The organism is Stenotrophomonas sp. PS02300 (genome assembly GCF_029959395.1).
Classification (GTDB): Bacteria; Pseudomonadota; Gammaproteobacteria; order Xanthomonadales; family Xanthomonadaceae; genus Stenotrophomonas; species Stenotrophomonas maltophilia_AD.
In genome coordinates, this window is sequence record NZ_JASCOP010000010.1 from 39,737 (window position 1) to 61,544 (window position 21,808).

The window sequence follows — 21,808 nt, forward strand, 5'->3', positions numbered from 1 at the left end:
CGGGACCCCGCCATGACCCTCCGCATCCTGACCATCGATGACCATCCCCTGATCCGCCAGGGCATCGCATCCATGCTGGAGGTGGAACCGGGCCTGGAACTGGTCGGCGAGGCCGCCGACGCCCTGGGCGGCATCGAACAGTACCGGCGCCTGCTGCCGGACATCGCCCTGGTCGACCTGCAGATGCCCGGTGTGGATGGGATCGAACTGACCCGGCGCCTGCGCGCGGAGTTTCCGCAGGCCCGCGTGGTGATCCTGACCACCTACCGGGGCGATGCCAATGCGCGCGATGCACTGGCAGCGGGGGCCTGCGGCTACCTGCTGAAGAGCTCGCTGCGCCGTGAACTGGTGGATGCCCTGCACCGCGTGGCGCAGGGCAAGCGCTGCCTGTCGGCGGAGATCTCCGAGGAGATCGCGCAGCACATCGGCGAGGAACCGCTCACCGCGCGCGAGCAGTCCATCCTGGCCGCGCTGGCGCAGGGCTGGGAGAACAAGCGCATTGCCAATGACCTGGGCATCTCGTCGGAAACGGTGAAGTCACACCTGGCGCGCATCTTCGAGAAGATCGGTGCACGCACCCGTACTGAAGCGATCCATATCGCCCTGCGTCGTGGACTGGTGCGGCTGGACGACTAGCGCTTCATCATCGGCAACGGCCGCAGCGGATGGCGCAGCCCATGCCGCAGCGAGAACTGCACCAGGCGCAGGTGGAAGCCCAGGCGCGGGAACCGCTGTACGACGCGGGTGAAGTCATCCGGATGCAGGTCGAAGCGGAGCAGCCCCAGCGACACATCGATCCAGTCGGCGCGGCGGAACGCCTCGATGCGGCGGTCCTGGTCCGGCGGTACCCGCGAGATCCGGTGGTGCTCGCTGATCATCGCCACTACCACCGGCACCAGTTCCGGCCGGTCCTGCTCGAGCAGGTACTGCCGGGCCAGCGCTTCGGAAGGTGCCAGGTAATCAAAGGTGCCCGCAGTCCAGATCCCAAGGTCATGGAACGCCACGGCCACCGACAGCGCGTACAGGTCGTGCACCGTGCCCGGCAGCATGCACCAGTGGAAATTGGCGACGCGGTAGGTGTGGTTGCGGTAGGGATGAAAGTCCCGGCCGAGCACCTGCGCGTGGCGCTCCAGGATCTCATCCAGCACAGCCAGGCGGTCGAGCATGGCGTTCTCCGGGTGCACGGCGCGGTGCCGTGCTGGGGCGAAGCATAGCGCCGGAAGCCCGGCGTGGCCGGCGCTGCCCGGGGTATCCGTAACTCCCCCATGTGGGGGCATTGACGCGCGCCCGAACGCCCGATGCCCGCCATGCACCCGCATGTGAGCCTGTCTTCCTTCCCTCCGTGACGAGGAACCGCCATGAACACCGTTCCCCCCACCCGCCTGCATGACCTGACCGACGACGTTCGTGGCACCGGACCCTCGCGCAGCGAGGAATTCATCAGCGGGGGCGAGCGCGAGCTGTTCATCCGCAGCTGGCGCCCCGGCGGGCCGGTACGTGCAGTGCTGGCGATCGTGCCCGGCTTCAACTCACACAGCGGCCACTACCAGTGGGCCGCCGCGCAGTTCACCGCGATGGGTCTTGCGGTGTATGCGGTGGACCTGCGCGGGCGCGGTAAATCCAGCGGCGAGCGCTTCCATGTTGAGCACTTCGACGATTACCTGGCCGATGTGCAATCGCTGCTGGACGTGGCGCGTGCACGTGAGCCGGGCCTGCCGGTATTCCTGCTCGGGCACAGCGCCGGCGGTGTGATCGCCTCGGCGTATACGTTGGCGCACCAGGATGAGCTGGCCGGCCTGATCTGCGAAAGCTACGCCTTCCAGGTGCCCGCACCGGCGCCGGTGCTGGCGCTGGTGCGCTGGCTGAGTGGCCCATTCCCGAAGCTGCGCGTGCTCAAGCTGCCCAACAAGGAATTCTCACGGTTGCCCGAGGTGGTGGCCGCGTTGAATGCCGATCCGCTCATCGCCAACGAGAAGCAGACCGCGCTTACCGTGGCGCAGATGCTGGTGGGTATCGACCGTCTGCGCCGTGGCTTTCCCACGCTGCGCCTGCCGGTGCTGATCGCGCATGGCACCGCCGACAAGGTCACCGTGCCGGCCGGCAGCCAGGTGTTCAACGACAACGCCGGGTCTGCCGACAAGACCCTGCTGCTGTACAAGGACCACGCGCATGACCTGCTCAACGATGCGGGGCGTGACGGCGTGGTGCGCGACTTCAAGCAGTGGATCGAGCAGCGTCTCAAGTGAGTGCGATGCCCTTCACCAGCCGCGACGCGAGCCGCTCCTGCTTGAGCTGCGCCAGCCACCAATCCAGCGCGCGGCCCTGGTGATCACCGCGCCAGGCCACGTACAGCAGGTTGGGTTCGCGCGGATCGGCCATGCGCTTTTCCACCAGGTCGCCGCGTGCCAGCAGGCCGGCCACCCGCTCGCGCGGCAACCAGCCCACGCCCAGCCCCTGGCACTGCGCGCGGATCTTGGCATGCATGCTCGGCACCGCCAGCGACGGCTGGCCGCCGAGTACCCCGTAGCCGCGCACATCCACTTTCCGGGAGGTATCGGCCACCATCACCGCGCGATGCTGCAGCAGCAGTGAGGCATCCACCGGTTCGGCGGCCTTGGCCAGCGGGTGGTGCGGCGCCACCGCGAATACCCACTCCATCACCCCCAGTTCGAACCAGCGCAGGCCGGGGATGACCGGCGGTTCGTTGGTGGCGCCCACCACCAGGTCCGCACGCCCATCGCGAAGCGCGTCCCAGGTACCGGTGAGCACTTCATGGGTAATGCGCAAGGTCACGCCCGAACCGAGCGCGTCGAAGGCCTGGATGACCGGCAGCAGCGTGTCGAACTCCAGGATTTCGTCGGTGACGATCCACAGCCGGTCTTCCCAGCCACCGGCGACCTGTTTGACCCGGCGGGTGAGACGGGACACGTCCAGCATCAGCCGCGCCGCTTCCTGGGCCAGCAGGTGGCCGGCCGGGGTGAGCTGCAGGCGGTAGCGGCGGCGGTCGAACAGCAGGGCATCGAAGCGCGCCTCCAGCTGGCGGGCGGCGTGCGAGACCGTGGACGGCGCCTTGCCCAAGCGGGCCGCAGCACGCGACAGGCTGCCGCTCTCGCGGATGGCTTCCAGCAGGGCCAGTTCGTCGGCAGACAACATGTTCGATCCCTTCGAACGAGTTCGTCGCGATTGTGGCACGGAAACAGCAGAACGCCCGCGCAGTATTGGCTCACGGCATAACGCCACCATCGAAGGAGATCAGCATGAACCGTTTCAGCAACAAGACCGTCCTCGTCACCGGCGGCAGCAGCGGCATCGGCCTGGCCGCAGCCAAGGCCTTCGCCGCCGAAGGCGCCCGCGTGGTCATCACCGGCCGCGATGCCGCCGCCCTGGAGCAGGCTGCAGCGGCGGTGGGCAGCACGGCACTGGCGCTGGTGAACGATGCCGGCGACATCGCCGCCGCGCGCACCTTGGCCGAGACCCTGGCCGCCGCCGAGGTGCGCCTGGACGCCGTGTTCGTCAACGCCGGCGCGGCGAAGTTCGCCGCCTACCCGGACGTGGACGAAGCGCTGTGGGACCAGATCTTCAACACCAACATCAAGGGCCCCTACTTCCAGCTGCAGGCATTGCTGCCGCTGCTCAACCCGGGTGCGTCGGTGGTCATCAACGGCTCGATCAACGCCCGCATCGGCATGCCAAACACCTCGGTGTATGCGGCCAGCAAGGCGGCGGTGATCTCGCTGGCCAAGACGCTCTCGGCCGAACTGCTGCCGCGCGGCGTGCGCGTCAACGTGCTCAGCCCGGGTCCGGTGGCCACCCCGATCTACACCAAGCTCGGCTTGGACGCGGCCGCGCTGGATGCCACCGCCGCACAGATCCAGAGCCAGATTCCGCTGGGCCGCTTCGGCACCCCGGAAGAAATCGCCGCCACCGTGCTGCATCTGTCCTCGCCCGAATCGGCCTACATCGTCGGCACCGAAATCATCGCCGACGGTGGCATGAGCCAACTGTAACGCCGCACCCCTTTCCAGGAGATCGCCATGAAAATGCTTCCCCGTTCGTTCCGCCGCGCCGCCACCGCACTGGTGCTGATGCTGGCCGTGCATGCCACCGCGCAGGCGGCCGGCAGTGCGTCCATCCAGAGCCACACCGCCGACGTCAACGGCGTCACCCTGCATTACCTGCAGGCCGGCCAGGGCGATGAATCGCCGGTGGTGCTGCTGCACGGCTATGCCGAAACCAGCCACATGTGGCGCCCGTTGATGCCGCAGCTGGCCGACCGCCATGTGGTCATCGCGCCCGACCTGCGCGGTGCCGGGCAGTCCTCCAAGCCCGAGGGCGGCTATGACAAGAAGACGCTGGCGCAGGACATCCATGCGCTGGTGAAGTCGCTGGGCTATCCCAAGGTCAAGATCGTCGGCCATGACATCGGGCTGATGGTGGCTTACGCCTACGCCGCCCAGTACCCGGACGAAGTGGACAGCATCGTGTTGATGGATGCATTCCTGCCCGGCGTGGGCGACTGGACCCACGTGTGGCTGCTGCGCGATCTGTGGCACTTCCACTTCTACGGCGAAACCCCGTTGAAGCTGGTGGATGGCCGCGAGCGCACCTACTTCGAGCACTTCTGGAACGACTTCGCCGCCGACCGCACCCACTCGGTGCCCGAGGCCGATCGGCAGTTCTACGCGTCCGAATACGCACGCCCCGGCGGCATGCGTGCGGGCTTCGAGTATTTCAAGAACTTCGAGCAGGATGCCAAGGACTTTGCCGGCTTCGCCAAGACCCCGCTGCACATGCCGATGCTGGTGCTGTCCGGTGAAAAAGCCGGCGGCCAGTTCCTGATCGACCAGGCCAAGCTGGTGGACACCAACGTGGAAGGCGTGATCGTCAAAGGCTCCGGCCATTGGCTGATGGAAGAAGCGCCGCAGCAGACCATTCCGGCGTTGGTTGCCTTCCTGGACAAGCCAGCAACGTAATCAGTCCCTCTCGCCGCGCGCGCCCAACCACTCGCGCGGCGAGACGCCGTTGCGGCGGCGGAACGCGCGCGAGAAGGTCGGTGCGTCCGCGAAGCCCAGTTCCAGCGCCACCTGTTTCACTGGCCGGCCGGCACGCAGCAGCGAGGTGGCGACATTGAGTTTCCAGTCCAGCGAATACGCCGCCGGGGTGCTGCCGGTGGCGGTCTTGAACGCCGCCGCGAATGCGCTGCGCGACATCCCGGCGCGCTCGGCCATGCGCTCCAGCGTCCACTCCGCATCGGGTGCGGCATGCACGGCCATCAAGGCCTTGGCCAAGCGCGGATCGGACAGGCCGCGCATCATCCCCGGCGACACCTGCGCGGTATCGGGGTGATCGATGATCCAGCGCAGCACCTGGATCAGCACCACTTCGAAGAGCCGGTTGGCCAGCAGTCGAGAGCCGCAGCGCAGCTGGTCGGATTCGGCGAACAGCAGGTCCAACGCCCCCTGCAGGCCATCGATGGCGCCCAGGGGCAGCACGATCACGTCCGGCAACGACTGCACGATCGGGTTGCGGACACCCCCATCGAAATCGAGCGTGGCGCAGGTGAAGTCAGAACCGTCTACCGGCGGGTTGATGAACTCGTGGTGCACCGCGCGCGGAAACAGCAGCAGGGTGGGCTCGGCCAGGTGCGTGCGCGCGAGTTTGGCACCGTCGCGATACAGCAGCTCCATCTCGCCCCGGCGCAGCACATGCAGGAAGCCGCGGCCCGGCTGCGCGTCGAAGCGTTGGTGGCCGCAGAGCGGACCGGCATGGAAGAGGGTCGCCTGCACCCGGAAGTGGTCCAGCACCGGGCTGAGCCGGTCGATGGAAGGACTGGACGAATTGACATTTATCAGCGACATAAAGACACCAAACGTCCCGAACGGGTTCCTATTATGCCCATCAACCGGCCACCCCGCGCCGGCATTCCAAGGAATCCAGACCATGTCCCGTATCCCGTTGATCAACACCTCCGACACCTCCGGCGAGCGCCAGGCCCTGCTCGGCCAGATCCACGCCGCCTTCGGTGCCACGCCCAACATGTTCCGTGCCGTTGCCAACTCCACTGCCGCGCTGAAGAGCATGTGGGGGTCGTTCGGTGCACTGGGTGGTGGCGTCATTCCGGCCGCGCTCGGCGAGAAGATCGCCGTGGCCATCGCCAACCGCAACGCCTGCGAATACTGCCTGGCCGCACACACCGCGCTGGGCCGCAAGGCCGGTGCCAGCAGCCAGGAAATGAGCGCCGCGCAGGGCGGTGAATCCGATGACCCGACGACCGCTGCGGCGCTGCGCTTCGCGCTGCGCGTGGTCGAAGGCCGCGGCCAGATCGACGATGCCGACGTGGCCCAGCTGCGCGACGCAGGCTTCAGCGACGAAGCGATCGTCGAGATCCTGGCCCACGTGGCGTTGAACCTGTTCACCAACTACGTCAACGTGGCCTTCGCGGTGCCGGTCGATTTCCCCGGCGTGAAACTGCGTTGAACCTCGCTGTGCAGGCTGGCCGGGCTTCCGGCCAGCCCCCCGGAAGGAGACCGGCAATGACCTCGACCTACACCCCCATCAACTGCGAATTCCACGACGTACTGGAAGCAACCGCCACCACCCGGCGCCGCGTGGCCATCGTGTTCATTGGCGAAGACGGACAGCAGGAAACCGTGGAGGCACGCATCACCGACCTGCAGGCAAGCAACGGCGTGGAGCACATGCTGCTGGACGATGGCAGGCGCATTCGCCTGGATGCCATCGTGAGTGTTGATGGCATCGGGTTACGTGCACCCACAGGGTAATTCATCGTCCCGCGTGTCTCAGGCACCGGCGGCCCGTTCAACCTGCCGCAGGCCGATATCTGTTGGGCGCCTGAAGGCACCGGCCACGGCATCGATGTCTGCCGCGCTGACCCCATGATCTTCGAACACGCCCTTCCAAGGCCGCACGACGGCAATCATCTCCAGAATGACGGCGGCCGCCTCTGCGTGTCGCAGACCGAACCGGCCCGCACTGGTGAGCGCGTTATCCAGCGTGGCCAATCTTCCCCGTTCTCCGATGCCTATTGCCAGGAACCTGTCAGTTCCAACGACGGGGGCAGGAACCACATCGTAAAGCGGGCTCAGGCACCAGCGTCCCAAGCGTGTTCCATCCGCCAGAACGTCGTTGCGTGAGAAAAGGAAAGCGTGATTCCGCAGGTGATCATCGTTGTTGGTGACCAGTATGTTGAACACCATCCGCTTGAACAACTCGGTTCGGTCCCTCTGTACGTGCTCGGCCGGGCAACGGTTGCTGAGCACGTCCGCCAGCGCCGCATAGGATCCGTCCGCCGATGCCATCTCAGGCAACCCAAGCATGGACAAACCGGACACCATGTGGCGGCGCTCCATTCCGCCTTCGAGCGGTACACGATCGAAGCGTTCGATCATCATCGCGGTGCGGCCTTCTCCCAGCGGAACCAGCTGCAGATCGGGTACGTCCAGCCCTGCCAGCTTTGCCAGCTGCAGCGTCGCGTGTTCAATCATCGGAACGCTGAAGCGCCTGTCGGAGCGTGAAGGGAACTTGGCAACGTACTGGCGGTTGTCCCGTATGACGACAGCTTTGGGCCGCATGCCGCCAAGCGTGGGGCCTCCATCGAAATACGCGGCCAGTTGCGCAGGCACCTGCTCTCCGGCTTCGATCCTGTCCACCGCCTCAAGCAGATAAGGCAGGTCCACCTGATGCGGCAGTGCGTGCTGCGCGGGCTGGCTGTCCCGCTCGCGACGAATGTCCAATGCACCCACCCGGTCGCTGCCGGCGTTGTCCAGATAATCCACTTCTGGCAGCGTTCCCTGGCGGCGAAGCCGGTTCTCGATCACGCGCCGCCCCCATGCATCAGGACTGGCATCGCGGATGGCACCGAACAACTCAAGGCCGTTGGCGGGCCCCCGTTGGCGATCCGTACCTGCCGGAAGTGGCAACGAAATCGGGTCAACCTCGATTGCACCGCCGCGCTGGAGATAGATGTTTCCGTAGTTGAACGTTGAGGTATGCAGCTGGCTGTTCCGCGTGACCATCTCCAGCTGACCGGCGGGAACGGCTTCCGTCTGGCCCGGGAGGTGGATGAAGACGTAGCGACGGGCCATGGTCAGAAGTCCAGGTTCGCAGCCTGGGATCGACGCGCACGCTTGCGGTCCTTGTGATCCAACAGGGCTTGGGTGGTGGGGTCGGCAATTGCGGTTACGTGGCCGAGCAGACCCAGCTGCTCCATCATCGAAAGCACCGTACCCAACCCGGTATCCACACTGCCCTTTTCCACGCGCATCACGGTGGCAGGGCTGCTCCTAGCACGCACCGCAAGCTCAGCCTGCGTCATGCTGCGGGCCAAGCGTGCCCGGCGGATCAACGCACCCATGTGGGCCGCAGCGCGGAGCACGCCGGGCGTTGCCGAATCGGTCGGAGAAGTACGCATATCCGTCATATGTGCTAGCCAAGTGGCCATAAGATAGCACCAATGATCGATCGTATCGCCGTCACCCCGACTGGGATCCCGGCGGGTCGAAAATAGTCATATATGACTGGCAATCCCCTTTAATTTGTCATTTATGACGTATCGCCGTTCTCATACATCGCCTGTCAGCGCCCAACGAGGGTGTAGACGGGCAACCAAAGGTTAGTCGCCACCTGCAACGATAGGTCGAGCCATTTCTCTACCCCATTGGCGTAACTATGGTTGCTGAGCACTCATAGGTTCCCTCCTCAGACCGAGCAGAACCAACTCCATCAAGGAATGCGCGTTCAGGTCCGATCTAGGAGAAGACCTTTGCTTACCCCCGTTCAGCTTCGTCTTCTGGCGTTGAGTTGCTGGTGCCGGGCTGAGCTTTTATCCGGTCTTCCCACTCAAGGGGGCACCGATGCCATGCCCGGCAGGAGGGGCCGAAACCGTAGCAGTTGCGTCCTTGAAGCCCTTCGCTTGAAGATCGGCACGAAGGCTCTTCAAAGCTGTCGCCGGAACAGCCAGCCACAGCAGATCCCTTGCCCGGGTCACAGCCACATATCCAATTCGCCCGTCCTCAGTGCAACCCCCGTCTAGAAGCGCAGACACATGCGGCTTCGTTGCCATGTAGAGGACGGCATCCAGACTTTCGCCCTTGACCTGGTGCACGGTATTGATTTTTACCCGCAGGGGCTGATCGGCACCTAGGTCCGGCGGGGTCATTAGCGGCGAGTTGGGCAAACTTCTCTTCGAGAGCCGAGCACCGAGCGTGGAGGAGGTGTGATTGAGTCCGTGGGCCATGCTCAGATTGGTCATCAGGTCCCTTAAACGTTTCAACAGTGCCGGCTGCCAATCGCTAACAGCGCGCAGCGCTGCGCTGGGCAGGCCCGAGACCGGATCTCGCGTGAAAGCCCAAATGACACGACGAAGCGCTCGTTCCTCTGGGTACCTGGCTGCCTGAGTCAGGCGAGCAACGATGCCCTTGGGCGCGTTGTCGGTCAAACCCATGATGGCAGTTGCCACGAGTCTGAATGCTGTTGAGTAGTCAGAGTGGATATCGCGCACCATGGCTGCCTGGGCAAGCATCTTACTCGTTCCCACGCCAGGCGCACCCTCATGCCCAGCCAGCTCGTCGGCCCACTTGCGTGCACGGCAGAGCACGGCCGAGCGTCCAGGGTCCAACCCGGCGGAGACCAGTGTTGCCTGGAAGGCAGCCAAAACCTTCTTCGTATCGGCGGTCGTGTACGGAACGAAGTAGGCCCCATGGAGCGTAGACGGCGCGGTCCTATCCGGATCGTCTGTACGCGCTGAGATTGCGTTGGCAAGATCGAGCACGGCCGGTACGGACCGATAGTTGCGGGTCAGGGCGGCTGCAGAAACACCGGGTTTGCTGTGGTAGCTTGACAGGAACGAGCCGGTCGCGCCCATGAACTCGTAGATGCCTTGATTGGGATCGCCAATAAGGGAAATCTGAGAGCCTGCTTGGCTGAGCCTCTCAATGATCACCTGGTGCAGGATGCCGATATCCTGGGCTTCATCAATCAGGATGTGGGGATAGCGACGCGCGAGGACTCGCAAGATCTCGGGTTGGCTGCGGAGGGTAAGGTCGACCCAATAGCGTGCCAGCTCGTGCGTGTAGGCCCCTAGTTTTCCCAAGGCCGCGGCAGCCTTCGGACCATTATTGATCTTCGTCAGCATGCCGGAGTTCTGGTAAAAGAAGTCCGTTCCAGCCCCAGAAGGGCCAATGACAACGCGATGGATATGCCCTGGTGGCACTGGGTAGTTTTTGGTTCTCGGCGACTCCACCCAGAAGCAATAGTCCTTTCCTAGCAGGAATGACTCGCTCCCTGATAGCAAGAACGGGGTCGTGGTACACCCCATCGTCCGATGGGCGTGGGGTCGCAGAATGTTTGTCGCAATGAACCCGTCCAATGTGTCGATCTCAACACGCTGGTGGGAAGGGATCTTGAGCGATCCCATTGCGAGTGCCTGGTACTCGCGCCTGAAGGTCTCCACGGCGATGTTCGAGAAGGACAGGAGCGCAACCCGGCCCCGGTGATCACCGAGGCATTGACGTATGTGGGCCAGCCTGCGTACTGCCGTGAAGGTCTTCCCACTTCCCGCGCAAGCGATGACCGACATGGGTTGCAATGGAGCCGAGATGATCTGACGCTGTTCTACTGAAGGGGTATCCGTGCTCATTCGCCCTCAGCCTTCTTCGGGCCAGGCTGGCAAGCGTGTTCGACTGCAGACTTGATGTACTCCGGAACAGTGAAGTCTTCCTCTTTCGCCTTAGCGATCAGGTACGCCAAAGCTTGTGCAAAGCGCCCCTTCTGGACGTTTCCGTTCTTCCTCTCGAACATTCCGCTGAACAGTGCGCGAGCCTTCTCTGCATCTCCCGTAGCGGCGTCCACCTTCTTCTCCAGGTTCGCAGAGATCTTCGGGTGTAGCTCCTTAAGCGCCGCAAGCATGATCTTGCGATTGCTGGCGTACAAGGCCAAGTCATACTCAAGCGTCTTCAGCCCATGGAAGATCTTGAGATATGAATCCTCGAACTTGAGCATACTCAAGGTATTGGCGGACACCTGCACCTTGTCGCCAATCGAAGGGTAGACAGGAGCAGCCTTCTTCTTTCCACTGGAGGTCACATCTTCCGGCGCATGGTCGTCCGCTTCTGCGCTGCCATCGCCCTCTTCCTTTTCCTCTTCCTCTTGCTCTTCATCCTCTTCACTCGGACCCGTTGGGTCTGCATCCGTAAGCACGGAGACAGGAATCTTCAGAGCTTTCTCGCCGAACAGTGGAATGAATGAGTCGAAGTTGAGTCCTTCAACGCTAATGAGGCTGACACCATGCTTGCGTAGATCGTGGCCGCACCTCTCCGCGAGCACACTGACAAGCACCAACTCCGCAGCACCCTCAACTAGGATGGCCCGGCGTGCAAAGAAGAGCTCAGCCCGGGTTACGTCCAAATAGCGCTCAAGCTTCTCACGCTTTCCGACAGCAAACTTGATGTCTCGGGGAAAGAACGTCTCCACCTTGATTCCGGTGTCGACCAGGCAAGTCAAACTGTCGAGGTTGGCGATGCTGGCAAAGTTGGGGGAGTGGCTGGTAACGAACAGCTGGACAGGCTTCTCCTTGTCCACTGCCTTGATCTTTTCAAAGTAGCCCAGCAGAACAGCCTGCAATTGGGGATGCAGATGTGCCTCGGGCTCCTCAATGATCAGGCCTCGATAGCTGGCTTCTGGGTTCTTGGTCAGCTCGCTGAGAACGACCGCCATGAAGATAAGATTGTTGAATCCGAGCCCGTTCTGCTCAAGCTCGAACAGGTCCACGGTAAGGGAGAGACGCGAAGCCAGACGTTGGAAATCGCTGACGCTAACCCCGAGCCCGAGCAGCTGAGATAGCTGTGGCCCCAGCATCTCGGAGTGGCGGGTGGTTATGGCCTTATGGGTACTCACAATGGGCGCTTTCGTCTTGAGCTCATCATCCAGGAGCTTAAGTGCCTTATTGATCTCGATCTTGCCATCGTCATCAACGAGCAGCTGAAACAATCGGGACAGCTGGCTTGTGCGGCCGGGTCTTAGGGCATGAGATGCATCACGTAGGGGCTGTAGATAGACCCCACGAAGGTTTTCCATCATGTCCGCTGTCAGGCCGACATCATCATGGTCTCCGCACCAGCGCTTTGCTCTAAGTCGCCCCGTCTTGTCCGCCTCGGAGAAGCTGATGGTGATATGCGCCTCCATCTGCCCATCCTTAGCAGGCTTCAGGGCAGTCATGAAGTCAGCTTCATCATCGGGGCTCAAGCCTCGAAATATGTACTTGAACACGATGCTGCCGCTAGGCGATCCCGTCTTCGGCCGATGAATATCCTCCGAGTCCAGCCGCGGGTAAGGTTCGTCGTGCCCGGCAAGGAGCGACCTCAACGCATCGACAATGGCAGTCTTACCCGCGTTATTTGCACCAACCAGGACGTTCAGTCCGCTTTGGAAGTGCAGGACTGCGTTGTTGATCTTGCGGAAGTTCGAGATAGTCAGCTCGGCCAAATACACCCTAAGGTCTCCTTGTGCTCATGGCGGTGTAGCCGCCCTCCTGTCCATAGCTGCAGCACGATGACGGCCGGCTGACAGCACCTATCTACCTGCACCGATTCTACTCAATTCATGGGTATTGGACGGTCCCCTCGCCCTCATTCGCGCATCGCTTTAGGTTGCCCGGGACCTTGGCTGGACTGCGGATCGGCATGCTGGAGGGAAACGCTGACGATGGCTACATCGCGCTTGGAACAGGTATCGGCAATATTCGAAATGTGAAGACCGCCGCCGAGGTCGCCGAATGGCCAAGGAACGCCGGGGACTCCAATGCGCCCGGCGGACGCTATGGCGACCGTCGGTGCACAGAGCAGTCGCCGAGGTACCGGCTCACGGCAGGCAGCACACCGCAGGCGTGGATTGATCGCCTGTTACCGGGCGCAGACTACCCGGGGGATGTAGGCCGGGCAGTGACTGCGCACTCATCACCTTTTCCGGGATGGTCGCGACCTCGTTCCCTCGCACGCGACGGGATCGCCAGCAACTGAGAAGGCTCGAGAGCTCATCGCCCTTACAAGGACCACTGCCGTCCGGGCGCATTCCCTGGCAACATCCTCGGTCATAGGAAGTCTATTTAGCAGTTGGCGTGCCACCTCGCGTTCGCTGATCTGAATCGTCCAACCTTTTGTAGACACGTACTAGCCATAAGCTATGGCCTAGGCGGAGAGGTCTGAGCACGAATCGGAACACCCCTGGACTCAATCGAAGCGTCCGGCAGATCGCTGAATACGCCCGTCCGAGTAGGTGGCCAAGCGAGCGCCAAGGGAACAAGCCTGGCGGCCACTGTTCCCTTTCTAGCCCCTATGGGAATGGGGCGTCTTCCTTCCGGAGGACGCGACGGGATCACCAGCAACCGAGAAGGCTCGAGAGCGCATGGCCTTGGTAATAATCATCGCCGTCCGAGCGCATTCTCGAGCTGCCTCTGCCGTAATAGCGAATCTCTTCACGAGTTCGCTGGCGACGCCCCGCTCTCGTGCGCCGGCTGCGAGGCGGGTCATGGAGAGGTCCATGATCGCTTTTGTCACTCCCCGACCCGCCAAGAGATCCTGCCCAGGCCGCATCTGGAGATCCCTGTAGACCCGGAACGAGGGTGCACGGTGGATAGAACTATTTGACCTCGAAACCAACAGTACGCCGAGGAACTCCTGACTCGGAAACACGCGCGTATTAAACTTGCAAAGCGCTTGGAGCACGACTTCGAACTTTCTTGCGTGCGCTCCCCAGTCCTCAAGATCAAAGGCGATCTCACCGTCCACTTCATGGTTTGGAAACAGCGACGTCGATGAGGCCGGAACTGGATTGGTCAGAATTCCGATGATGTCTACAGATTTTATCGCAGATAAGTTGAGGAGTGTTCTGAACGTGGTAGTAGATCGCCTGAAGCGGATTGCGTCCCTCCAGAATCTGTTGTGAACTAGCTTCAGCCTGTCCAATGTCCCATCTTGGCGAAGCCCTTCAAAGAAGCGCTGATAGTTCTCTGGAGGAATGACCACATCGGGGTTGGTCGCCGTCCAGCCCACAACGTCCTCGATTGAGGCGTTAGCCCACGATTGAAGCGCGCTGGGCCTCTCGTGGGTGGCTGCGCGCGCTAGTCTGCCACCGCAGCAGGCGCATAAGGCCGCCTTGACCCTTCGCAACTGCTGGATGTTCCCGCAATCTGGGCAACGATCAACGATTCTGGCTGAGTGCAACGAGCAATGTGAGTAGTGAAGGAAATTCCAGATCAGCCTTTCGCTTAGACCATTACTCTCGCCTGCCTCGAGTAGGCATTCAGGACACCAGCGGCGATTTATACGGGTAAGGCCACCATCCCTCATCTGCAGAACCTTGATGAAAGGCGAGAGGGTGCAGCCCACCAGCCGTTGATTGGTCAACTGCTCTAGCGCGCGCGCGCGGTTCAGGCTCACCTGTCCTGGTCCCACGAAGCTGTTCCGCTGTAGCAGACCATTGACTGGCTGACCTGCAATCTTGTCAAGCACTCCTGCGAGATGTGTCTTGGTGAACCCGGTAATCTCGCACATCCTCTGGAAGTATCCCCCAAGGGATTCAGTCTGGGCAGTGCCTCCATCGATGGGCGCAAGTGGCGGAAGAGTGGTCCACCGGTACCCCGTGTTTGTCATGCTCGTCATGACTCTGGACCGCCAGTACCGACTCGTTTGAGGAAGTCAGCGATTCTCTTCGCGCCGTTCAAAGGCTTCTGATCAGCAAGCTTGTTGAATGCGTGCACACTGCTCCACACCGTTCCCAGGTCCCTTTCACTGGAGGAGCTTGCGTGCAGATGCGCTTCCGTAATGGTGCTTGCGCCCTCATTCTTTCGGCGAAGCTCAGCGCGATGTACAACATCGATAGTGGGTCCAAACACGCCGGCACCATTGGCATACATCAGATCGACGTTCTTAACGAGAACCTTAGGATCCTCCAGACGGAAGCTCTGACCCATACCCTTGAGAACTGCAACGAAGTCGCGCTCGTCCTGGGGATTGCTCAAGTTGTACGGACGGATATAAACGAACCGAGATCGATTCCAGACGTCGGGATGTCCCGCCCACAGGCTCTCTGCCGTATGGTTAGCCAGCATCACCATGACGCAACCGATCTCCTCTATCAGTCTCACCAGGTTCGACATATAGCCATAGCTGGATTGATGAAGATGCACCATGGTCAAAGTAGCCGCCTCTTCAAGGAAGATGTACTTCAGCTGACGCTGCTTCGCCACCGCTTCGAAGCTGTGCTGCAGTCTCGGTTGCGAATGCGTTGCCCTTACCTTCCTCCACAATTCACTATTCACCTCCACCTCGGCCTGGAGATGGTGCGCATCAGTGCTGATTGACCGATCCTTGGACTCGAGCCAGCCGAAATCCGGCGCCACCACGGCATGATGCAGGCGAAGCGTAAGGTCCTTGGAGTTGAACTTTCCCCGATCATTGGCCATTGCTCGCACCGATATCAAAGGTAGGGTACCGGCTGGCCAGCAACTCTGTTTCCCGGCCAGTGCAGGAAGAATAGCTTGCCGGATTTCGCTCTTACCCGATCCAGAAGGTGCTAGCGCCCAAACGAACGTACCTGAGCGCGCACTTTGGATGGCGTTCAGGAGCTCGGAATAGGCCGTCTTCATGCGGCTATGGTTCACAAAAGGGATTCCAGAGTTGCTGACCACTGTCGCTTCCTATGAATTTGAATGATTGGCTTGGTCTTGCCTTCAATGGAACAAGCTACGGCGCTTCAATGGAGTCAAAGTCATCCACCGCGCGTTTCTTGATCCCGCGCAGATCCAGTTCGTCAAGAGCATCATCTGATGGCGAATCGAGGCTACCCGAGTCCGCCTCACCCGGTTTGGGATGAGCCGCGGTGATGGGCTTCGCGTTCGCGGCTGCCGTACGCATCGCCTGAGCGTGCCTCGCGGTCTGCTTTGCTTCGCGGAGCGATGGCGCGTAGAGCTGGTCATACATACCCCTGAACGACCGCTCAATCAGGGTGGAATTAGCTAGAGGCCCGATCAAGTTGCAGAACGCCTTGAACAGTCCACGATTCGTCCTAACCCAAATGAAGCTCGGGTCCTCCGGGTCTGTTCGAAGCTGCTCAACATCGAATGACGTGTCGAGCTCCCTCAGTTCACTGGAGTGAAAGTACCGACCATTCACCTCGAACCCTCGTCCGGGTACATACTTGTTATTGCTGTGCGGGATCGCGGTTCTGAAGAGGAATTCTTCATCAACCACTGCGTGCAGGCCGGCACTAGGAAAGAGAAGATCTGCGTGGGCTGCACGTTCGGCCGGACTTGCGAAGCCTTGTACAGGAACGCTCGGGAAGTGCTCATAAAGCGTTTCCTTGGCCACCGTATGAACGGTTTCAAAGCAGTGCCTGGCAGTTTTGTAGCTCTTGAACTTCCCGTCCACGCCCCGACCCGCCTTGTCGGGATCGGTGCTGCCGACAAGCTCATGGCTGACTTGGGAATTGAACCTTTCAAAGTATCGCTCTACGTTCGAGTTGAACCTCGAACCTGCCGTTGGGCAGATATGGATTGAGAATTGATATCGCAAAGCCAGAGCTATGAGAAAGTGCGACTGATTCTCCGTTCCCCGATCGACAAAGATGCTGTTGAAGAGTCGTCCATGTCTGCGGACGTAGTTCCGTATCAGGATGGCCAAACCATCGCGCCGTGCTGGCCCGAAGACAACGGAATGCGCCATCGGCAAATCAGTCGCCTCATCTGTTCCTAGATAAATCAGAGGGGACTCTGCGCTTGCACTCATTCCATCGTCGCGCACCACCCTGACGTCAACTTTGGTACTGTCGACGTGCAGGACTGCATGTTTGGCTAAGGCTGTACCCGACCGGTCGCGCGCGTCCGAGCGCGGCCGTTGCTTTTGGTAGCCACGCATTCCCTGCGTTGCAAGGACCTTACGCAGCTCCAGGCGCGGATCAGCGAGCTTGCGTTCGAAGGCCTGGCGGCTCTGTGGCGACTCGCCGTCAGATTCACAGGCCTCCTTGAGCGCAGCGTATGCGTCCTTCTTCTGTGAATACTTGCCTGCGGCGTATGCGCGAATTGTCTCAGCCGTCCTCTTCTCTTGAACGGGGGTAAGCCGGCTCATTCGGTTGCCGCTTGCATGAAACCTGGTAAGGCACTGCTCGAGTTCGTTGTCACCTCTGCTTCGCGCCTCGGCCACATTCCGCGCTACCCCACGCAGGTGTTTGGGGACGGCTGTACCCTTCGCATGCGCGGATTGAATCAATGCGAGCCGCTTTTCGGCGTTGGTGGCGTCGACTAGCGTCGCCGTTGCGAACGCCGAGTTCAGTTGATTGCGAGATTGCCTGGCAACCTCAAAGAAGTTGCCTCCTATCTCAATAGCCTGAGCCTGACTCAAGGTCAAAAAGAAGTTGCTCGTGTCCGTAAGCGGAACATGCTCAACTGGACCGAAGGCCCAGCGGGTTCCAAGCAGAAGCGCCGCTTGGCTCACGTTGAATCCCTCGATAGTCTCGATCATCCAATCGAGGCTCTTGGGGCCGTCGGCGAGATGCGCATGGATGCGCCTGCCCAAGACTTGAGCCTCATTGGCAGGTACCATGCGCACCTCGTTATAGATGACCTGCAGGTTCCGGAGTGGCGTGTCGACGCGGGAGGGACTGAGCCACAGGACGTGCTCCATGCCGCGCTGCCTTGCCCAAGGACCATAGGCAAGGTTCTGAAGATTTCCATCGACATCGATCCATTCACCGGACTTTGCCGTAAGCAAGCTGTCACGAGCGGAGCCGGCCTTGCATTCGACCAGCTCAACGCCACGGGTGCGGACGACCAGAAAATCCAAGGTGCCGCTCCTTACATGATTGCCAAGTCTCACTCCCTTACAGGCGACCTGCGGGAAGTAGCCAAGCACATCCGGATCCAGCTCCAGAGTCAGCGCGAACAGATGTTCAACGGTATGACTCTCCAGCGTGATCAGCTGGCCACATTTCACTGAATTGAAGTGGGTCACAACGTTGTTCAGCGCGCCCTTTCCTGGCTTCCGCGCTGGACTCGAGCTAGCCATCTCAAGGATGTGCTGTCGCTGTTCGACAGTTAGGCCCTCCTGCTCCCGCAGACGCTGGGCCAGTTCTTCTTGATTCATGGATCCCTGCCTATCTACTGGGAAGCGGGCAGCCGCCTCCCTCCCGGAATGCCTAGGGGTTGATTCTTATCGGGGTAAGGGGGTAGATTCGGCATAGCGGTACTCATCGCTGCGCCTCAAACAGACCCCGGCCTGCCAGCCGGGGTTTGTCTTTTCTGCCCCAGAGAGTGTTCTTAGCTCACTTGGAGATCCTCCATGGGAAGATCGGGATCATTGAGTGGCCTGCCGATTGCTGACGGTCTCCGCGCCGCGTGCTGCGGTGAACAGCCATTGCGCGAGATCTCTGGAGCGGATCATGCGGCCCTTCCTCCCAGGGATGGTTGAGGTCGCTATACCCAGTCGGTTGTCATATGCCGCGCGCCTGGCCGCGCCGATGCTGTTGTAGCCAAGCAGCATCCAGACTTCTGAGAGCCGGACATAAAGCCCGTACTCCTCCGCCACCTGCTCGGCGAGCTGGTCAGGAGTCGTTGCGCGAAGTGCGAGCGTTTGTATCGACAAGGGCACCATGTAGGCGAGCATCACTCACTCTCCTTCATATTGCAAACAGATAGCACATTCTCATATTTGTGGTGCACAGATTATCTGATTACGTATCAGATAATCTGATGTGCATACCGCTACAGCGGTTGCCATGTCAGAAAACTCAGCACGAGATGCAGTTCGTGGATTGCGATAGGATGGGCATGCTGCTGGCCGTTGAATGAGATGACGGCGCATTTGTAGGCGTGGGGTTGTGGCACGCCACGATGTGCTTCTAATAGAAGTCGATTGGAAGATGAGCACATGATGAGCATCCCTACAGATCAGCTCAGTCGCGAAGAGCTTTCAGGCTCGGCATTAAGAGCCTTCTTCAAACTCGCTGCGAGGTGGGATCTGTCGGGACTCCAGCAGAGAACGTTGCTTGGAAGTCCCCCTGATGCTTCTTACGAGGCATGGGTGCGAGGCGCTTACGAGCATATCGATGACGACGTATTGATACGGATTAGCTATCTACTTGGCATCTACAAAGCTCTTCATATCCTTCTGCCGGACTCCATTCAGGCGGATGGCTGGATAAGGCGGCCGAACATGGCACCCATGTTTGCTGGGAACACCGTACTGGAGTTTCTTTGCCGCGGAGGCTTGAGCGAACTTAGGGATGTGCGATCTTACTTGGACGGGCAGGACGCCATCACCTAGACAAGGGGGTGCCATTCACCTTGGGCTGCGTAACAAGTCGATGAGGTTGACCAGGTTTATGCAGACCTGGACCCATCAGTCTCCGTCGTATGAGATCACGGGGGATGAATAAGAGTCGCTGTTCTTGCAATGGACCTGGATTCAACTAAGGGGAAGCTTCGACATTCACCCTACGATTGTCCTCGATGTACGCGTCGCACAAACTTGGCTGAGCCTCTGTCTCGGCGGTTGGCGGATGCTGCATCGTTACCAAGTGAGCATAGCCATGGATTGCTGGAGGCCTGCAAGCCGCCAGACTGTAGGCTTCCGCGTATTCGCTCTCAACTAGTTCCGCACTGCCAGACTCAGTTTCATTGAAGGATGTCGGGCAGACGCTAGCGTTGAGTCATCTCGGTAAGGCCCCTCTCAGACATCCTCTTCGAACTCGCAGTGCACTGCATACAACACGCGGGCTGGGTCTACACTCAGCATCGCGGCCGGTGCCGCGCCCCAAAGCAACGCGTGCGGCGACAAGAACCACTCGGCCTCGCCCCAACCGGTACTGCGACGCAGACCATCCGGCTCACGCTGGAAAGGACCAAAGTCCCGCAACACTGCTAGGATCGCGGCTAGTCGCTCAACGGGCTGGCCATCTGGGCGGAACTGCCAGGTCGGGTAGCGGTAGCTGCCGATGGGGTGCGTGACATACACGCCCAGCAGCTTCCCCTGACGTCGCAACTCGCTTGCACTGTGGCAGCCGCTGCCGAGCTTCAAGTCTAGCCCGGCATTGACCTGTGCTGCACTGAACCACTGTGAGGCGAGACTTTCGCGCCGTGCTGCGGCGGCATCCAGGATCTCTCGTGGGGGCACGGAGCGAGTCATGCGAGCCTGAGCTGAATCAAAGATGGATTGCGCATGGCTACGCGTCTCCGCTCCGGGCTAGGGGGCGCAAGTCAGCGTCCGCATTGCGGGTGCGATCAAGCAAACGGTGGAGTACCAGGTTGAGGCCATCATCGTCTGATGAATAGGGAGAACCGAACAACGGGGCCTGCACCCATAGTTGCTCCTGCCCGGGATGGACATAGGGGCAGTGATCATCGAGTAGTAGTGCCTCGCCCAGATTTGGCGAGGCGAGACGTAGGTCTTTCGTCTTTCCCGACCACCTGATGTAGGGCAGCTCCACGAACCAGGCCGGGGCACTGCCTTCGCGAGCCAGCAACGCGGCGATGCTGCGAAAGCGATCTTCGGGAACTGTAGTAAACATCGTCAGCTGATCAAACAGCGCTTGGATTTCCTCAAGGAACCGGTAGAGTCCGGGCCTGGGAATCTGGCTGATTGCGTTTGAGATGAGCGTTCCCTCAAGGTCAAGTGCCAAGATCGTCGGCTTCATATGCTGCCTCTATCGTTGGTGCGAGCGCGCAACCTTGCCCTCTTGGCTGATCGCTGTCTACCGTGTGAGCCTACTGGTACGCACGGTAGTGCGTCTCCCGGCGCGAACGTGGCGCGCACAGCCATCAGGTGTACCGCAGGAGCCACAAGTTTGCGGGCATCGTTGTTATTCTCATCCAGTCGTCGAGATTGCTAAGTTCTGCCCGTAGCCGTGGCGCAGTTCCGAGCGGTTCGCGCAACGTAGCTGCCGCTGACTGACGACGATCAGTTGCTCCAGAACGCCAACGCCGAACATCTTTGTTGGTCCGACCGCGGCAATGATGTTTCCCAGCAATTGAGCACAGTCTGGTGCCAGTTGTGCGCATGACACCTGCAGGTATGTAGGATCTCTCTATCTAGAATTCTATTCTGCGGGAGATTTCAGGTCATTACGATGAGTTATGGAAGTGCCAGAGTTGCGCGCTTTTCCGCGCACAACGGAAGAAGTCACCACTAATGAGCACATTTGCGCGCAAATGAGTCACATGCCGATCCAGTCCCCTGAGGAAATTGCCGAGGCCCTAGGAAAGCGGATCAGGGCGCGCCGCCTTCTGGCCAACGTTTCGCAAGCGGCGTTGGCCGACAAAGCAGGGATCTCTCGCAGAGCATTGGTGCAACTGGAGAGCGGGCAAGGATCAACGGTCCACACGCTGATCTCCACCCTTAAAGCGTTGGGCTTGGAAGAACAGCTGACTTTTCTCGTCCCGGTCCCGACCGTTAGTCCAATGGCTATGCTGAAGGCTAAGCGTTTGCGCAGCCGAGCGTCCTAGAGCCCGGAGAGGCGCCTGGTAGCCTCCCACGACGCAAGCGTAGCCATCTCTTGCCATCGTGTAGGGAGTGAAATTTCACGAGCGTTGCAAATTGACTATTGACGCCATGTCGGAGCGCGCGGTCGCCGAGCGGTTAGGAAGATTTATCGGGGGTAGGGCGGATGTCCGCTTTGGGCCTTGGATTCAACCGGTCGACGCAACACACTGAAGACTGCTTACCGGCAGCAGGAGTGTTGCAGATGGAGCGCAGGCCAAGGATCTACTACAGCGACGCCCAGAAGGCTCTGATGTGGGAGCGAT

At 60.7% G+C, this 21,808-nt stretch carries 20 protein-coding genes; 8 read left to right on the top strand and 12 right to left on the bottom strand.

Features of this window, described 5'->3' with window-relative positions; genetic code table 11:
* The first annotated feature begins 12 nt into the window (after nt 1-12).
* Nucleotides 13-636 (top strand): response regulator transcription factor, encoded by a 624-nt coding sequence (locus tag QMX79_RS03920; RefSeq protein WP_282244573.1) that lies wholly within the window; start codon nt 13-15, stop codon nt 634-636.
* On the opposite strand, the gene QMX79_RS03925 is transcribed toward QMX79_RS03920, so the two are convergent.
* Nucleotides 633-1,166, bottom strand: a complete 534-nt coding sequence (locus QMX79_RS03925; protein ID WP_282244574.1) for a hypothetical protein — start codon at nt 1,164-1,166, stop codon at nt 633-635. The genes QMX79_RS03920 and QMX79_RS03925 overlap by 4 nt on opposite strands.
* Before the next feature lie 192 nt (nt 1,167-1,358).
* Between QMX79_RS03925 and QMX79_RS03930 the strand changes: the two genes are divergently transcribed.
* Nucleotides 1,359-2,246, top strand: a complete 888-nt coding sequence (locus tag QMX79_RS03930; RefSeq protein WP_282244576.1) for an alpha/beta hydrolase — start codon at nt 1,359-1,361, stop codon at nt 2,244-2,246.
* Here QMX79_RS03930 and QMX79_RS03935 read toward each other — a convergent pair.
* A complete protein-coding gene (locus QMX79_RS03935) occupies nt 2,239-3,153 on the bottom strand; it encodes a LysR family transcriptional regulator (protein ID WP_282244578.1) in 915 nt (304 codons plus the stop codon). The genes QMX79_RS03930 and QMX79_RS03935 overlap by 8 nt on opposite strands.
* 104 nt (nt 3,154-3,257) lie before the next feature.
* Here QMX79_RS03935 and QMX79_RS03940 point away from each other — a divergent pair, with 104 nt between their 5' ends.
* Together QMX79_RS03940 and QMX79_RS03945 are read left to right on the top strand one after the other, a co-directional pair.
* The gene (locus tag QMX79_RS03940) at nt 3,258-4,007 is read left to right on the top strand and encodes an SDR family oxidoreductase (protein WP_282244579.1); all 750 of its coding nucleotides are present in this window, start codon (nt 3,258-3,260) and stop codon (nt 4,005-4,007) included.
* Nucleotides 4,008-4,034: 27 nt separating this feature from the next.
* Nucleotides 4,035-4,973, top strand: coding sequence for an alpha/beta hydrolase (locus QMX79_RS03945; protein ID WP_282244580.1), 939 nt, complete (start codon nt 4,035-4,037; stop codon nt 4,971-4,973).
* Here QMX79_RS03945 and QMX79_RS03950 read toward each other — a convergent pair whose 3' ends face one another.
* On the bottom strand, nt 4,974-5,858 hold the full coding sequence (locus QMX79_RS03950) for an AraC family transcriptional regulator (RefSeq protein ID WP_282244583.1): 885 nt from the start codon (nt 5,856-5,858) through the stop codon (nt 4,974-4,976).
* Between the two features lie 82 nt (nt 5,859-5,940).
* On the opposite strand from QMX79_RS03950, the gene QMX79_RS03955 reads away from it, so the two are divergent.
* Nucleotides 5,941-6,477 carry a carboxymuconolactone decarboxylase family protein gene (locus tag QMX79_RS03955; protein ID WP_282244585.1) on the top strand — a complete coding sequence of 179 codons (537 nt, stop codon included), beginning with the start codon at nt 5,941-5,943 and terminating at the stop codon, nt 6,475-6,477.
* Between the two features lie 56 nt (nt 6,478-6,533).
* Nucleotides 6,534-6,782 carry a hypothetical protein gene (locus QMX79_RS03960; RefSeq protein WP_282244587.1) on the top strand — a complete coding sequence of 83 codons (249 nt, stop codon included), beginning with the start codon at nt 6,534-6,536 and terminating at the stop codon, nt 6,780-6,782.
* Nucleotides 6,783-6,800: 18 nt separating this feature from the next.
* On the opposite strand, the gene QMX79_RS03965 is transcribed toward QMX79_RS03960, so the two are convergent.
* The 7 genes from QMX79_RS03965 to QMX79_RS03995 all read right to left on the bottom strand — a co-directional run bounded on the left by QMX79_RS03965 (nt 6,801) and on the right by QMX79_RS03995 (nt 18,671).
* Nucleotides 6,801-8,105, bottom strand: coding sequence for a HipA domain-containing protein (locus tag QMX79_RS03965; protein WP_282244589.1), 1,305 nt, complete (start codon nt 8,103-8,105; stop codon nt 6,801-6,803).
* 2 nt (nt 8,106-8,107) lie between these two features.
* On the bottom strand, nt 8,108-8,440 hold the full coding sequence (locus QMX79_RS03970; RefSeq protein ID WP_282244591.1) for a helix-turn-helix transcriptional regulator: 333 nt from the start codon (nt 8,438-8,440) through the stop codon (nt 8,108-8,110).
* Between the two features lie 402 nt (nt 8,441-8,842).
* Nucleotides 8,843-10,657, bottom strand: a complete 1,815-nt coding sequence (locus QMX79_RS03975) for an ATP-dependent helicase (RefSeq protein WP_282244593.1) — start codon at nt 10,655-10,657, stop codon at nt 8,843-8,845.
* A complete protein-coding gene (locus QMX79_RS03980) occupies nt 10,654-12,507 on the bottom strand; it encodes an AAA family ATPase (protein WP_100442899.1) in 1,854 nt (617 codons plus the stop codon). Before QMX79_RS03980 ends, QMX79_RS03975 begins: the two co-directional genes overlap by 4 nt.
* Nucleotides 12,508-14,671: 2,164 nt before the next feature.
* Nucleotides 14,672-15,661 (bottom strand): transposition helper protein, encoded by a 990-nt coding sequence (locus QMX79_RS03985; protein ID WP_238378118.1) that lies wholly within the window; start codon nt 15,659-15,661, stop codon nt 14,672-14,674.
* Nucleotides 15,662-15,758: 97 nt separating this feature from the next.
* Nucleotides 15,759-18,152, bottom strand: a complete 2,394-nt coding sequence (locus tag QMX79_RS03990) for a transposase (RefSeq protein ID WP_100442896.1) — start codon at nt 18,150-18,152, stop codon at nt 15,759-15,761.
* A 210-nt stretch (nt 18,153-18,362) separates the two neighbouring features.
* Complete coding sequence (locus QMX79_RS03995; protein WP_017355536.1) at nt 18,363-18,671, bottom strand: hypothetical protein; 309 nt, start codon at nt 18,669-18,671, stop codon at nt 18,363-18,365.
* A gap of 267 nt (nt 18,672-18,938) precedes the next feature.
* On the opposite strand from QMX79_RS03995, the gene QMX79_RS04000 reads away from it, so the two are divergent.
* Nucleotides 18,939-19,331, top strand: a complete 393-nt coding sequence (locus tag QMX79_RS04000) for a hypothetical protein (RefSeq protein WP_238378117.1) — start codon at nt 18,939-18,941, stop codon at nt 19,329-19,331.
* A gap of 405 nt (nt 19,332-19,736) precedes the next feature.
* On the opposite strand, the gene QMX79_RS04005 is transcribed toward QMX79_RS04000, so the two are convergent.
* Both QMX79_RS04005 and QMX79_RS04010 read right to left on the bottom strand, forming a co-directional pair.
* Nucleotides 19,737-20,192: a hypothetical protein gene (locus QMX79_RS04005; protein ID WP_017355538.1), complete on the bottom strand. Its 456-nt coding sequence runs from the start codon at nt 20,190-20,192 to the stop codon at nt 19,737-19,739.
* 37 nt (nt 20,193-20,229) lie between these two features.
* Nucleotides 20,230-20,700 (bottom strand): NIF family HAD-type phosphatase, encoded by a 471-nt coding sequence (locus QMX79_RS04010; RefSeq protein ID WP_017355539.1) that lies wholly within the window; start codon nt 20,698-20,700, stop codon nt 20,230-20,232.
* Nucleotides 20,701-21,223: 523 nt separating this feature from the next.
* Between QMX79_RS04010 and QMX79_RS04015 the strand changes: the two genes are divergently transcribed.
* Nucleotides 21,224-21,508: a helix-turn-helix transcriptional regulator gene (locus QMX79_RS04015; RefSeq protein ID WP_100442932.1), complete on the top strand. Its 285-nt coding sequence runs from the start codon at nt 21,224-21,226 to the stop codon at nt 21,506-21,508.
* The last annotated feature ends 300 nt before the right edge of the window (nt 21,509-21,808 follow it).